Genomic DNA, 13,394 nt, shown 5'->3' on the forward strand with positions numbered 1-13,394 from the left:
GGGTCCTCACCCGCGTCGCAGTTCACGCCAGGGCCGTCCACGTTGCGGGTCGGGTTCGCGTTCCAAGCCCAGCACCCGCTCGCCGATGATGTTGCGCTGGATCTCCGAGGCCCCGCCGGCGATGGTGAGCCGCCGGCTGTCCAGCAGCGCGTGCGCGGCGGCGCCGGGCTGCTCACCCTCCCAATAGGCGCCGGCCGGGCCGGCCAGTTCGTAGCCGAGTTCGGCGATGCGCTGGGACATTTCGGAGAGCAGCAGTTTGGTGACGGACCCTTCTGCCGCGCTGCGCTGGTTGGTCAGCGCCAGGGCGCGTTCGGTGGCGATCAGCCCGGCGATCCGGTCGCGGGTCACCGGGTCGCGCCAGGCCCCGCAGGCGCGCGCGGCGGCCAGCACCGGGCGCAACGGCACGCCGCTGGCCTCGCTGGTCTCACTGAGCCCGGATCGTTCGGCGTTCAGCGTGCTCAGCGCGACCTTCCAGCCGCCGTTGACCGGGCCCAGCACGCTGTCCTCGGGAAGCCACAGATCCTCGAAGAACACCTCGCAGAAGTGTTCGTCGCCGGTGAGTTGGCGCAGCGGACGGATGCTGACCCCCGGCGCGGACATGTCGACGAGGAAGCAGGTGATGCCGGCGTTCTTGGGCAGGTCCGGGTCGGTTCGGGCCAGCAGCATGCCGTAGCGCGAGATGGTGGCGAATGAGCTCCACACCTTCTGCCCGGTGATCCGCCAGCCGCCGCCTTCGTCCGGGGTCGCGCGGGTGGCCAGGGCTGCCAGGTCCGATCCGGCGCCGGGTTCGGAGAAGAGTTGGCACCACATGTCCTCGCCGGCGGCGATGCCGGGCAGGTAGCGCTGCTGCTGCTCGGTGGTGCCCCAGGCCGCGATCGCCGGGGCGATCAGGGTGATCGGCACGAAGAAGTGGCTGGGCAGATCGGTCTCAGCCATGGTGGGTGTCCCGTCGGTCGACCAGATCGGCGAGCCGGCTCCGGTAGCCGCCCGCCGAACCGGTGAGGGAGACGACGGCGTTGGCGCGGCGCAGGTAGCGGTGCGCCCAGTGTTCCCAGGTGATCGCGATGCCGCCGTGCAGTTGGATCGCGGCGCGGGTGGCGGTCAGCGCGGTGTCCCGGGACAGCGCCCCGGCGATCGCGAGGTCGATCGCGGTCTGTTCGTCGGCGGGCGCGGCGGTGAGTCCCCAGGCCGCGCCGTACACCGCGGAGCGCGCCAGTTCGACCGCGCCGTAGAGGTCCGCCAGCCGGTGCTTGACGGCTTGGAAGCTTCCGATGGTGCGGCCGAACTGCACACGCTGGCGCACGTATTCGACGGTGCCGTCCAGCACCCGTTGCGCGACGCCGAGCAGTTCCGCGGCGATCGCGAGTTCGACCAGCGGACAGATCCCGGCCAGCAGGGAGTCGGCCGCCGGTCCGCGCAGCGCGGCGATGGCCGACGCTCCGCCGGCGCGCACCCGGCCCAGCGGCCGGGTCGGGTCCAGGCCGTTCAGCGCGGTGATCCGCACACCGTCGTCGGCGCTGTCGAGCAAGGCCACCGATCCGGGACCGGTCAGCAGGATCAGGCAGCCGCCCTCGGCGTTCCAGACCGGCTCTGCGCCAACGACGTTGGCGGCCACACCGAGAGCGCCGTCGCGGGCCGGCGCCAGCCGTTCCGTGACGCCGAGCGCGTCGGCGCAGCCGCTGGCCAGCAGGGCGGGAACGATCGGTCCGCCGAACAGCGCGGCGCCGGCTTCTTCGGCGAGGATCGCCACATCGATCGGGGTGGCGTCGGCGCGGTCGAACAGGATGGCGTCGGCGCCGACGTCGCTCAGTAGTCCGGCCCAGCTGGGGTCGTCGGCGAAGTAGTCACGCAGCACCTCGCGCAGCGCCCGATGCTCCTCGGTGAAGGTGAACATCGGCGCGGCCGCGGTCGCGGCGCCCATCATGAGCGGGCCGCCGCGCGTTCGAGGTGTTCGCGGCGCAGCCGACGTTTGTCGAGTTTTCCCATCGCGGTTCGGATCTCGCCTTCTGTGAACTCGATGATGTTCGGACACTTGTAGTGCGCCAATCGATCCCGGGTCCAGGCCACCAGTTCGTCGGCGGAGACCTGGGTGTCGGCCGCCGGTTGCACCAGCGCGCACAGTTGCTCGCCGAGGTCGTCGTGCGGGACGCCGATCACGGCGACGTCGGCGACGCCGGGGTGGGTGCGCAGCACCGCCTCGGATTCGGCGGGGTACACGTTCACCCCGCCGCTGACCACCAGGTCTGAGGCCCGGTCGGTGAGGTAGAGGTAGCCGTCGTCATCGAGGTAGCCGATCTCCCCGACGATGAAGGATCCGTCGCCGAGGTGGCTGCGCCGGGTCTTCTCCGGGTCGCCGTGATACGACGGGCCGGGCCCGCTCAACGGGCGGGCGCAGACCAGTCCCTCGGCGCCGGGGCCCAGCGCCGCGCCCGATTCGTCGCGGATGGTCAGCTCGTAGCCGGGCAGGGCGCGGCCCACCGAGCCGGGGTGTTCCAGCCACTCGGCGGACCCGATCATGGTCAGCGTGCCGATCTCGGTGGAGCCGTAGGCCTCATTGAGGATCGGTCCGAACCAGTCGATCATGGCGCGTTTGACGGGCACGGGACAGGCGGCGCCGGTGTGCACGACGCTGCGCAGGCTGGACACGTCGTAGCGGCCGCGCAGCTCGGCGGGCAGCGCCAGCAGCCGGGAGAAGTGGGTGGGGACCATCATGGTGGCTTCGACGCGGTGGGTTTCGATGACCGCCAGGGTCTGCTCGGCGTCGAACTTGGGCAGCACCACCACCGGTGTGCCGGCCATCATCGATCGCACTCCCACCAGCGGCCCGGTGTGGTGCATCGGCGCGACCACGAGGTGCCGGCCCGCGGATCGCATGGGCGAGGCCGCGATGTTCGCGACCATCTCGGCGATGGATCGGCCGGCCGGGAACATCTGGTCCGGCAGTCGCACGCCCTTGGGGCGCCCGGTGGTTCCGGAGGTGTAGTACAGCGGTTTGGCCGGGGCGATCCGCGCCGACGGTTCGGACACGCTCGATTCGGCCAGCAGCTCCTCAAGGTTGTCTCCCCAGGCGAGCACCCGGGCGTCGGGGGCGGCCGCGCGCGCGGTGTCGGCGGCGCGCGCGCTGCACAGCACCGTCCGGGCGTTCGCGTCGGCCAGGATGTAGCCGACCTCGTCGGCGGTGAGGTGGTAGTTCACCGGCACCGCCGAGGCCCCGGCATAGGTGACGCCGAGGTGCGCGACCGCGGTGTGCGCGCTGTTCTCACCGAGCACCGCGATCCGCTCTCCGGCCGGGATATCCAGCGACAGCAGGAGATTCACCAGCCGGTTGAGCCGCTGATTGAGCTGACGCCAGCTCAGCTCGACGCCGCCGTCGCTGATCGCGATGGCGTCCGGGTCGGACTGCGCCCGGTCGGCGATTCCGTGGGCCACGGCTACCGGCGGGCCCCGGACACCGCGCGGGAGCGCGCCAGGGTCGCCGTCGCCGCGGCGACGATGTCGTCGCGGCCCGGCAGGAAGGCGTCCTCGAGCACCTTGGCGTACGGGATCGGGGTGTTGGGCCCGGCCACCCGCGCCACCGGGGCGCCCAGGTCGTCGAACAGGTTCTCACTGATCATCGCGGCCAGTTCCGCTCCGAAGCCGTTGCGCCGCACCGCTTCGTGCACGACGACGGCGTGCCGGGTGCGCGCCACCGACGCCAGCACGGTGTCCTCGTCCAGCGGCACCAGCGAGCGCAGGTCGATCACCTCGGCGTCGACGCCGTCGGCGGCGAGGGTTTCGGCGGCGGCCAGCGCCTCGTGCACCTGCCGGCCGTAGGAGATCAGCGTGATGTCCGATCCGGCGCGCACGGTGGCGGCCACGCCGAGCGGAACCACGTGATGCCCGACCGGAACCGGTTGCGGCGGTGCGAAGTACAGCAGGCTCTGCTCGACGACGATGACCGGGTCGGGGTCGAAGATGGCGGCGGTCAGCAGCCCCTTGGCGTCGGCGGGGTTGCTCGGGACGACGACCTTGAGGCCGGGGATGTGGGTGAGCCAGGCTTCCAGCATCTCCGAATGCTGGGCGCCGAACTGCATGCCGGCGCCGGCCGCGCAGCGGATGGTGATCGGGACCGAGGTCTGCCCGCCGGACATGTAGCGCAGTTTGGCGGCGTGGTTGGACACCTGATCCATGCAGACCGCCAGGAAGTCCATCAGCATGATCTCGGCGACGGGCTTCATGCCTCCGATCGCCGCGCCGATCGCGGCGCCGATGATGGCCTGTTCGCTGATCGGGGTGGCGCGGACCCGGTCGGTTCCGTACTTGCTGCTCAGGCCTGCGGAGACCTTGAACACTCCCCCGCTGGGGTCGGCGATGTCCTCGCCGAGCAGGATCACCGAGTCGTCGCGGCCCAGCGCGTCGTCCAGGGCGCTGCCGAGGGCCTGGAAGCCGAGCATCGGCGTGGTCTCGGTCATACCGGCACTCCTTCGTAGACGTCGGTGAGCCCTTCGCTGAGCTCCGGGTAGGGGCTGGCCTCGGCGAACGCGAAAGCGTCGGCGACAGCGGCCTTTTCGTCGGCTTCGATGTCGGCGGCCTGTTCCTCGGTGAGCACGTCGTCGGCGATCAGCGCGGCGCGCATCCGCAACACCGGGTCGGCGGCGCGTTCGCGCTCGAGTTCGCCGGGCTTCATGTATTCGTTGTTGTCCGACATCTGGTGGCCGAAGAAGCGGAAGGTCATCGCCTCGATGAGAGTGGGGCCTTCCCCACGGCGGGCCCGGTCGACGGCCTCGGCGGCCGCGCGGTACATGGCCACCGGGTCGTTGCCGTCCACCCGGACGCCGGGCATCCGGTAGGCCGCGGCCCGGTCGGCGATGGCGTCGACGCTGGTGCCGTCCTCGAAGGAGGTGTGTTCGGCGTAGCGATTGTTGTGGCAGCAGAAGATGACCGGCAGTTTCCACAGCGCGGCGAGGTTGCAGGCTTCGTGGAAGGCGCCGATATTGGTGGCGCCGTCGCCGAAGTTGACCACGGTGACCTGGTCGGTCTTCTGCAGCTGCGAGGACAGCGCCAGCCCGGTGGCGATCGGCAGGCCGCCGCCGACGATGCCGGATGTGACCATCAGCCCGGATTCCGGGTGGGTGATGTGCATCGGGCCACCCTTGCCCTTGCAGGTCCCGGTGGCCTTGCCGAAGAACTCGGCCCACAGCTCGCGCAGCGGCACTCCCTTGGCCAGCTGGTCGTGCAGGCCGCGGTAGGTGGTGACCACGTAATCGTCCGGGCGCAGCAGCGCGCCGATGGCGGCGGAGATGATCTCCTGCCCGCGTGGCGAGTAGTACTGCGCGCTGACCTGACCGGTGAGGATCAGGGACCGGAATTTCTCGTCGCACACCTTGATTCGGGTGGCGCTGCGGAAGATCGCGGTCAGCTCGTCGGGGGTGGGGCGACTACTGGGGGCTGTCATACGCCGTCCTCGTATTAGCTGGTGGACTAATTAATATGTAACAGGGGTCACTATGGTCTGTCAACGCCGAACCCTCAGCGGTCGAAGGCCTGGCTGTAGAGCGGGCTGTCCGCGCTGTAGTAGCTGCAGTGGAAGCCGCTGGGCACCCGGAACGGGATCACCGCACTGGCGATCGGCCCGGCCGCGATGTCCAACGCGTCGAACACCACGAGTTCGGTCTCCGGCGCCCCGTCGCGGTGCACCAGGGTGAGGGCGTAGCCGTCGGCGTCCCCGGCCGCGCCCACCCGGGGCGCGAAGATCAGCTCGCCGGCCGCCGCGCCCGGCCCGAAGTGATACAGGTCCTCCGCCCCGGTGGCGGTGTCCACCCTCAGCACCGAATCCATCCCGTCGGCCCGGCCGTCCACCGAGTGCAGGTTGCTGTTGGCGAACGCGTGCCGGCTCGGCGCGGCCATCAGGCGGTCGTCGGGACGCGGGAACTGGATGTCGCGGTCGTTGAGGATCTTCTCGTTCAGCGACGACGCGCCCGTCGGGTCGATGGTCCAGCGGCGCAGGCTCTGCTGGGTGGCGCGATGAGTGGCCCGGTTGCCATGGATGTCGGGGAACAGCGCGGTGCCCTCGGCGGCGGCGACGTCGGCGACGATCTTGCCGTCGGACTCCCACACGTTGGCCTCATGCAGCATGTGCCGGGGCTCCACCTCGAACCAGCGGACGTCGTCGGCGCCGCCGGCGCGCGGCATGACACCGAGCTTGGTCGGACGGTCCGGCACCCAGGCGACCATCGGCCCCCCGGACATCGCGCGCGCCAGGCTCATCTCCAGCGGCATGACCGGGAACACCACCCAGTTCTCGGTGAGGAAGAAGGTGTGCATCAACGTCATATGCGGCATGTCGATCCACTCGGTCTTGATCGGATTGCCGTCGAAATCGATGACGTCGTAACGGATCACGGCCTCCCGGCCCAAACCGCGCGCGGCCTGGCCGATATTGACCAACTGCCCGGTGGCCTGGTCGAGGGTGGGGTGGGCGGAGAACGTGGAGGTGACCACGCCGCCGTAGGTGTGCTCGCCGATGGTGTCCAGCGTGCGCGGATCCAGCTCCACCGGCGGCGCGCCCTCCATCAGCGCCAGCAGCTTCCCACCGTGGATGATCACGTTGGTGTTGGCGGTGTTGTACCGGGTGCCGCGGGCGGCGGGATCGGTGGTCATCGGGTTGCCGAGCACGCCGAACAGCCGGCGGCCGTGGCCCCGCTCCAGCAGGAATTTCTCGGTCCGCACCCAGCGGTTGCGCATGGAGACCGTGCCGTCGGCGATGTGGAAGGCGTAGACCATCCCGTCGCCGTCGAACCAGTGGTAGTCCTCGTCGGTCGGCGGGTACAGCGGTTCGGCGCCGTTGCGGTAGAACACCCCGGCCAGATCGTCGGGCAGTTGCCCGCGGATCTCCAGATCGGGGGCGTCGACCTCCATCCGGTTCGGTTTGTGGTGTCCGGTCAGGAAGGGGCTTTCACGAATGAGGGTGGCGTCCATGGCGTCTCCTGGGCTGAGGATGCGATGACTGCGAGGCGATCCCGGCCTAGGCGGGATCGCGATGGGATACGCGCTCAGTTCTCGTCGGAGCTGAGCATCAAGGTGTCGAAGACCGCGGTGATGCGGTCCAGGGTGGCCGCGTCGGTGGCCGCCGCGGCATGGGCGAACCCGTCGACGATCGTGCCGATCATCCCGGCCACCTCGCCGGGGTTCAGACCGGCCGGGATGCGCCCGGCCTGCTGGCCGGCGATGACCGATCCGACCAGGGTGGTGCGCATCCGCTCGGCCTGGTGGGCGAACGCCTCGGTCAGTTCGCTGTGTCGACGGGCGTCCACCGGCGCGGTGGCGACGAATCCGGCCAGCTCCGGCGATTCGTGGTTGATCCGGTTGGACTCGGCCAGCACCTTGCGCAGCAGGCCGGACACGGATTCCGCCCCGGCCATCAGCGCGGTGGTGCGCTCTAGGATCTTGCCGTAGACGTCGTCGCAGACCGCCTCGAACAGATTGCGTTTGGTGCCGAAGTGGTAGTACACCGACCCCGCCGTGACACCGGCCATCTCGGCGATCAGGTTGTTGGTCGCGGGCCCGTAGCCGTAGTTCGCGAAGCACTTGCACGCGGCGTCGATGACGCGCTGCCGTGTCTCCAGGCTGTCGACGCCGGCCGGCCGGCCGGGACCCGAACGCACTCCCGACTTCACGGTGTGGGCCCGGCTTCGGTTCCGTAGACGAGGCGTTCCAGGTCCTGGTGGAACTGGCGGATCCGGATCTCCTGGTAATTGGCCAGGGTGACGCCGGGTTTGGTCATCGCCTTGAGTCCGCGTTGGATCCGCGGCAGGTTCGACAGGTCCTGGTTGAACACCGCGGCCAGCCCGCCGAGCTCCGGGGCGGCGCTGTAGTCCTCGTCCTGCCCAAGCCAGTGCACCGGCCCGGTCTTGGGCTTCGGGACACCCGCGGGCATCGGAACCATCAGCATGATGTCGAAGATACAACGATCAGGGTTGTTTCCGTAGGGTCGGAACCGGTAGGTCAGCGGCGCCCCGGCCCCCGCCCACGGCACCATGTTCGGGAAAACGAAGTACTGGATGGCGTCCAGCATCTCCGAATCGGAGGTCTTCGACAGGTCCGCGCCGGTGCGCTGCTCGAGGTTCGCCCGCATCGCCGCGGCCACGATGGGCCGCGCCGACTGACCGTCGGGCACCTCGAAAGCGCCCACTCCCTCGGGGAAGAAGTCCCGGAACATGGCGTCCAGCACATCCTGGGGCTCCAGCGGTTCCAGGTGCGGGCTGCTGGTGGCCTGCGGGGTGATCATCCGGTTGAAGCCGGGGCTGCCGTCGGCCCCGCGGTAGATGTCGTACTGGGTGTTGGAGTCCCCGAGGTACTCCAGCAGCTGCGGATGGGTGGCGATGACGTGGTACGACTCGATGAAGGCCTCCAGCGCGACCTTCCAGTTGCAGTCGATGACCTTGGCGACGTGGATCGCCTTGAACCGACCGGCCAGGTCGTAGGGGGCGAAATGCTTGTCGACGCCCCCCAGGTAGTCCTCCAGCGGGCTGGCCTCCGGATCCGGGTTGACGAAGACGTAGCCCGCCCAGGTCCCGACCCGGGCCTGCGGCAGCGCCCATTCCTCGTCGACGATGTGCGGGAAGTCCCAGCGGCACGGCACGTCGGAGAGGTCACCGCGCAGGTTCCAGCTGATGCCGTGAAACGGGCAGCGCAGCGACTTGACCCGGCCGGCGTCGTCGCAGATCCGGGTGCCGCGATGCAGACAGGCGTTGTGAAACGCGTGGATGCCGTCGTCGGCTCGCACCACGATCAGCGACATGTCGGCGATGTCGTAGACCAGGTAGTCGCCGACCTCGGGAATGTCCTCCTCCCGGCAGGCCAACTGCCAGACCTTCTTCCAGACGTGCTCCACCTCGAGGTCGTGGAACTCCCTGCTCAGGTACCGGTCCTTCGGGATGTCCTCGCAGCCGAGGTACTCGTAGCTCTCCTCCAGCAGCGGCAGCGGCACCTCCCGGGTGTCGGCGGCCAGCAGACTCTGCACGGTCGGGCCGATGGACCGGGCTTCACCGGGGGCGGGGCTGTCCTTGATATCGGTCACGCAATCCTCCTGTTCAACCGTTGTTCTTAAAGCGACTGGATGTAGCCGAGGACCGCGTTGGCGATGAACGCCGACCCGTTCACACCCCACCCGCCGTCGACGTAGAGCGCCTGGCCGGTGACGTAGGCGGCGTCCGGGCCTGCCAGGAAGGCCACCGCGCCGGCGATGTCCTCGGGTGTGCCGAGCCGGCCCAGCGGCATCGCCGAGCCGATCGCCTGCTGCAGACCCGGATCGGCGAACTCGCCCGCGGTGCCCTCGGTGACGACCAGGCCCGGCCCCACCGCGTTCGCCCGGATCCGCCGGGGCGCGTATTCGACGGCCATCTGCTTGGTGAGCGCGACGACGGCCGCCTTGGACGCCGGATAGACGCCGCGGCCGGCGCCGCCGACCTCGGCGAGCACCGACGTGAGGTTGACGATCGCGCCGCCGTCGGGGCCGAAGCGGCCGGCCAGCGCGCGGGTGAGCTGCCAGGTTCCGACCACGTTGACCCGCAGCACCGCGTCCACGTCGTCCCGGCTGCTGTCATCGAGGGTCGCCGAGCGCCAGATGCCGGCGTTGTTGACCAGCACGTCGAGGCGGTCGATGGAGCCGGCCAGGGCCGCGACGGCGTCCTCGTCGGCGATGTCGCAGACCACCGCTCGGCCGCCGATCCGTTCGGCGACCTCGGTCACCGAGGCCGCGTCGGCGTCGACGGCCACCACCTCCGCGCCGTCGGCGGCCAGTCGTGCCGCGACGGCCCGTCCGATCCCCCGCCCGGCGCCGGTCACCACGGCTGTCGGCATCTCCACCTCACCCTTCCGGCCCATCCGGGCAGCTATTTATGATTCATCTCACTATTATATTAGCGAGCTAATTAGTCAAGCTGTGAAGGATGCTGGCTGTCCCCGCTACCCTGGCGACCTGATGTGTTGGCCAGACCGTGGAGTGCGACATCGCACGGCGTGAACCGGCCGCGCCGCTGTCGAATGCGCCGCGGGCGAAGAAGGCCGTCGACGGGGCGATCGACGCTCTGCGGTCCGACATCGTCTCCGGCCAGGTGGCCCAGGGCGCGCGGCTGCCCAGCGAACGCGACCTTGCGGCGCATTACGGGGTCAGCCAGCCGACCATCCGGGAGGCCGTCCGCGCCCTCGCCGCCATGGGGTTGATCGAGGTCCGGCACGGCAGCGGCGCCTACGTCCGCGGTGACAGCGACTTCCTGATGGCCACCGCGCTGCGGATCCTCCTGCAGATGAAGGACGTCGGGCTGCTCGAAGCCCTCGACGTGCGCACCGCGCTGGGCCTGCAGTCCGCGCGCGCCGCCGCGCTGGCCGCCGACGAGTCGGACCTGGCCGCGCTGGAGGACGCCTACCGCGCGCTCGACGACGTGTCCGGGCTCGCCGATCACAGCGCCCTGATCGGCGCGGTGGCCGGGTTTCAGATCGCGCTGTCCCGCGCCGGGCGCAACGAGCTGACCTCCGCCATCGAGACCGTGCTGATCTCACTGATCATGCAGATGCAGTTGAAGGCGCTGCGCAGCAGAGGGATCCGGTATTGGCAGGACCAGACCGTGAAGTTCCAATCCGATCGGATGCGCATCCTTGAGGCGGTGCGCGAGGGTGACCCGGAAGCCGCGGCCGCGGCGATGGCCGGCTACCTCAACCATCAGCGGCAGTACTTCACCGCCGACGAGGAGCTCGCCACGCTGCGGCTGTCCGATCCCCGCGCGGTGCGCGTGCTGGACGAATTGTCGCCCAGATCTCGGCGATGATCGACTCCTTGTCGGGGTACAGCGGTTTCTCCATGGTCGGCGAGAACGGCGCGTGCACATCCGGGGCGGTGTGCCGTCGGATCGGCGCCCGCAGCCCGGCGGGCGCCCGTTCGGCGATCGCCGCGCAGATCTCGGCCGCCGCGCCGGCGGTCCGGTTCGCCGGATCGACGACGAGCAGGTGGCCGGTCGCGCGCACCGACGCCGCGATGGTTTCGACGTCCAGCGGCGCCACGTTGAAGTCCAGCCACGGGTCGCTGAACAGGTTGAAGTGTCGTTTGGCCAGGTCGATCGAACTCACGGACACCTCCGATGCGGACTTCTGAACCTCTATTTTTGATGTCAAGATCCCCAAGGCTTGCATATGAGCTAGCTCACTAATATATTGGGCGACTAATTAGTCAAACGCATCCGGCGTCACAGCCCAGAGATCGGGAGCCCGTTTTGACCGACACCATCAGCTCAGCCGCCGCATGCCCGGTGGAGTCCTTCAACCCGATGGACCCGCAGACCATGCAGTGCCCCTACCCCTGGTACCAGGCGCTACGGCGCGAGGACCCGGTGCACTTCGTGGCCGGTCTGGGCATGTGGGTCGTCACCTCCAAGGAACTGGTGAGCCAGGCGCTGCAGAACCACGAGGTGTTCTCCTCGGCGTTCGGCCTGCCCCAGATGCCACCGCCCGCCGCCGTCGCCGACCAGGTCGCCGAGATCACCGCCCAGGGCTGGGATTTGATCCCCACCCTGCTGACCTGCGACCCGCCCGATCACCACTACTACCGACGGATGGTGTCGCGGGCCTTCACCCCGCGGTTCGTGGCCCAGCGGGAGCCGGCCATCCGACAGATCGCCGACGAGCTGATCGGCGCGCTGCCGGTCGGCGAACCGGTGGAGATCATCGAGGCGCTGGCGGCGCCGCTACCGCTGCGGGTCATCGCCCACACCCTCAACGTGCCCGAGGACCGCATCGGCGACTTCCGGCGCTGGTCGGATCAGTTCGCGCTGACCATCGGCGCGGTGATCGATGAGGAAGGCGCGCTCGAGCAGGCCCGCAACCTGCTGCAGTTCGAGCAGTACTTCGCCGCCCAGCTGGAGGACCGGCGCAACAACCCGCAGGACGATCTGATCACCGGTCTGGTGCAGGCCGCTGGCGTCGACGGCGATGAGCCGCTGACCACCGGCGCGGCGCTGAGCATCCTGCAGCAGATCCTGATCGCCGGCAACGAGACCTCCCGCAAACTGATGACCGGGACCCTGCACCAACTCGCGCTGCACCCGCACTGGTGGCAGTGGTTCAAGGAAGACCCGGCCGGGCGGTCGGCGAACCTGGTGGAGGAATCGCTGCGCTTCCTCACTCCGGTGCAGGCCATGTTCCGGATCACCAAAGCCGAAACCGAGCTGGGCGGCAAGACCATCCCGGCCGGCCAGATGGTCATCCTGAACTTCGGCGCCGCCAACCGCGACGAGGCGACGTTCGACGACGGCGAGGAGTTCGACCCGTACCGGGCCAACGCCCGCTCACACCTGGCCTTCAGCCAGGGCATCCACGCCTGTCTGGGCGCCGCCCTGGCCCGACTGCAGGCCCGAATCGCGTTGGAGGACATCGTCACCCGCTTCGACTCGATCCAACTCGGACCGGACAACGACTTCACCTACGACGCCAGCTTCATGCTGCGCGGCCTGAAACGGCTGTCGCTGATCTTCGAGGCGAGCGCCTAAACCGTCTACAGCCCAGACGATATGACGCTCGAACAATCACCCAACGCCGAACCACCCCGCGAGGTCATCGCCCGGTGGTCCAAGGGATACCTCGACCGGCACCCGGTGACGGCGCTGCGCACCGTCGGCGGTCAGTGTGTGCTCGCCGTGCGCGCCTGCCAGTTCCTGGTGCTCGACGCCCTCCGGATGCGTTTCCCGTTCCGCGAGTTCATCGACCAGGCCGTTTTCATGGCCCGCACCGCGGTGGTCCCGACACTGTTCGTCGCGGTGCCGATCAGCGTGACGCTGGCGATCCAATTCAGCCTGCTCGCCGGACAGCTCGGCGCCACCGCGCTCGCCGGCGCCGCCAACGGGCTGGCCGTCATCAAACAGGGCGCGCCGCTGGTGGCCGCCATCCTGATGGCCGCCGCCGTCGGGTCGGCGACCAGCGCGGATCTGGGGTCCCGCACCATCCGCGAGGAGATCGACGCGATGGAGGTGATGGGCGTCTCGGCGATCCGGCGGCTGGTGGTCCCCCGGCTCGCCGCCAGCGTGGTGGTGGCCATCGCGCTGACCGGCTTCACCTGCTTCATCGGGTTTCTGGCCGGGTACGCGTTCACCGTCATCCTGCAGGGCGGCACCCCCGGCTCCTACACCTCGACGTTCTCCTCCTTCGCCACCGTGGAGGATCTGGCGCTGACGCTGTTCAAGGCGTTCGTGTTCGGCGTGATCGTCGCGATCGTGTCCTGCTACAAGGGCATGCACGCCAACGGCGGCCCGGCCGGGGTGGCCAACTCCGTCAACGCCGCTGTGGTGCAGTCGATTCTGTTGCTATTGCTGGCCAACACCCTGATCAGCCAGATGTACATCGTGCTGTTCCCCAAGACGAGTTTCTGA

13 protein-coding genes are annotated in these 13,394 nt (G+C 69.4%); 3 read left to right on the plus strand and 10 right to left on the minus strand.

Annotated elements, in window-relative coordinates:
* Positions 1–6 precede the first annotated feature (6 nt).
* The 9 genes from L2Z93_RS15730 to L2Z93_RS15770 all read right to left on the minus strand — a co-directional run bounded on the left by L2Z93_RS15730 (position 7) and on the right by L2Z93_RS15770 (position 9,864).
* Positions 7–936 (minus strand): acyl-CoA dehydrogenase family protein, encoded by a 930-nt coding sequence (locus tag L2Z93_RS15730; RefSeq protein WP_090588094.1) that lies wholly within the window; start codon positions 934–936, stop codon positions 7–9.
* The gene (locus L2Z93_RS15735; protein WP_234786079.1) at positions 929–1,924 is read right to left on the minus strand and encodes an acyl-CoA dehydrogenase family protein; all 996 of its coding nucleotides are present in this window, start codon (positions 1,922–1,924) and stop codon (positions 929–931) included. Before L2Z93_RS15735 ends, L2Z93_RS15730 begins: the two co-directional genes overlap by 8 nt.
* Positions 1,921–3,429, minus strand: a complete 1,509-nt coding sequence (locus L2Z93_RS15740) for an AMP-binding protein (protein WP_090588096.1) — start codon at positions 3,427–3,429, stop codon at positions 1,921–1,923. The genes L2Z93_RS15735 and L2Z93_RS15740 overlap by 4 nt, the downstream gene beginning before the upstream one ends.
* A 2-nt stretch (positions 3,430–3,431) precedes the next feature.
* The gene (locus tag L2Z93_RS15745) at positions 3,432–4,451 is read right to left on the minus strand and encodes an alpha-ketoacid dehydrogenase subunit beta (RefSeq protein ID WP_090588099.1); all 1,020 of its coding nucleotides are present in this window, start codon (positions 4,449–4,451) and stop codon (positions 3,432–3,434) included.
* Positions 4,448–5,434, minus strand: coding sequence for a thiamine pyrophosphate-dependent dehydrogenase E1 component subunit alpha (locus L2Z93_RS15750; RefSeq protein WP_090588102.1), 987 nt, complete (start codon positions 5,432–5,434; stop codon positions 4,448–4,450). The genes L2Z93_RS15745 and L2Z93_RS15750 overlap by 4 nt, the downstream gene beginning before the upstream one ends.
* Before the next feature lie 74 nt (positions 5,435–5,508).
* Entirely contained in the window at positions 5,509–6,957 is a 1,449-nt protein-coding gene (locus L2Z93_RS15755) for a carotenoid oxygenase family protein (protein ID WP_090588105.1), read from the minus strand.
* Between the two features lie 74 nt (positions 6,958–7,031).
* Entirely contained in the window at positions 7,032–7,643 is a 612-nt protein-coding gene (locus L2Z93_RS15760; protein WP_234786080.1) for a TetR/AcrR family transcriptional regulator, read from the minus strand.
* An 8-nt stretch (positions 7,644–7,651) separates the two neighbouring features.
* A complete protein-coding gene (locus L2Z93_RS15765) occupies positions 7,652–9,058 on the minus strand; it encodes an aromatic ring-hydroxylating oxygenase subunit alpha (RefSeq protein ID WP_202971870.1) in 1,407 nt (468 codons plus the stop codon).
* A 26-nt stretch (positions 9,059–9,084) separates the two neighbouring features.
* On the minus strand, positions 9,085–9,864 hold the full coding sequence (locus tag L2Z93_RS15770) for an SDR family NAD(P)-dependent oxidoreductase (protein WP_234786081.1): 780 nt from the start codon (positions 9,862–9,864) through the stop codon (positions 9,085–9,087).
* Positions 9,865–9,977: 113 nt separating this feature from the next.
* On the opposite strand from L2Z93_RS15770, the gene L2Z93_RS15775 reads away from it, so the two are divergent.
* Complete coding sequence (locus tag L2Z93_RS15775) at positions 9,978–10,805, plus strand: FadR/GntR family transcriptional regulator (protein WP_090588111.1); 828 nt, start codon at positions 9,978–9,980, stop codon at positions 10,803–10,805.
* Here the strand turns inward: L2Z93_RS15775 and L2Z93_RS15780 are convergent.
* Positions 10,714–11,103 (minus strand): transketolase C-terminal domain-containing protein, encoded by a 390-nt coding sequence (locus L2Z93_RS15780; RefSeq protein ID WP_234786082.1) that lies wholly within the window; start codon positions 11,101–11,103, stop codon positions 10,714–10,716. The two genes, L2Z93_RS15775 and L2Z93_RS15780, sit on opposite strands and share 92 nt — an antisense overlap.
* Before the next feature lie 143 nt (positions 11,104–11,246).
* On the opposite strand from L2Z93_RS15780, the gene L2Z93_RS15785 reads away from it, so the two are divergent.
* Positions 11,247–12,518, plus strand: a complete 1,272-nt coding sequence (locus tag L2Z93_RS15785; protein ID WP_128111815.1) for a cytochrome P450 — start codon at positions 11,247–11,249, stop codon at positions 12,516–12,518.
* 21 nt (positions 12,519–12,539) lie between these two features.
* Positions 12,540–13,394 carry an MlaE family ABC transporter permease gene (locus L2Z93_RS15790; protein ID WP_090588118.1) on the plus strand — a complete coding sequence of 285 codons (855 nt, stop codon included), beginning with the start codon at positions 12,540–12,542 and terminating at the stop codon, positions 13,392–13,394.

The organism is Mycolicibacterium brumae, from assembly GCF_025215495.1.
In the GTDB taxonomy this organism is placed as follows: Bacteria; Actinomycetota; Actinomycetes; order Mycobacteriales; family Mycobacteriaceae; genus Mycobacterium; species Mycobacterium brumae.

Bases quoted from the DNA above. Each gene is read 5' to 3' on its own strand.
- L2Z93_RS15790 (WP_090588118.1), top strand. From the start codon at position 12,540: ATGACGCTCGAACAATCACCCAACGCCGAACCACCCCGCGAGGTCATC.
- L2Z93_RS15730 (WP_090588094.1), bottom strand. From the start codon at position 936: ATGGCTGAGACCGATCTGCCCAGCCACTTCTTCGTGCCGATCACCCTG.
- L2Z93_RS15755 (WP_090588105.1), bottom strand. From the start codon at position 6,957: ATGGACGCCACCCTCATTCGTGAAAGCCCCTTCCTGACCGGACACCAC.
- L2Z93_RS15750 (WP_090588102.1), bottom strand. From the start codon at position 5,434: ATGACAGCCCCCAGTAGTCGCCCCACCCCCGACGAGCTGACCGCGATC.
- L2Z93_RS15735 (WP_234786079.1), bottom strand. From the start codon at position 1,924: ATGATGGGCGCCGCGACCGCGGCCGCGCCGATGTTCACCTTCACCGAG.
- L2Z93_RS15770 (WP_234786081.1), bottom strand. From the start codon at position 9,864: ATGGGCCGGAAGGGTGAGGTGGAGATGCCGACAGCCGTGGTGACCGGC.
- L2Z93_RS15745 (WP_090588099.1), bottom strand. From the start codon at position 4,451: ATGACCGAGACCACGCCGATGCTCGGCTTCCAGGCCCTCGGCAGCGCC.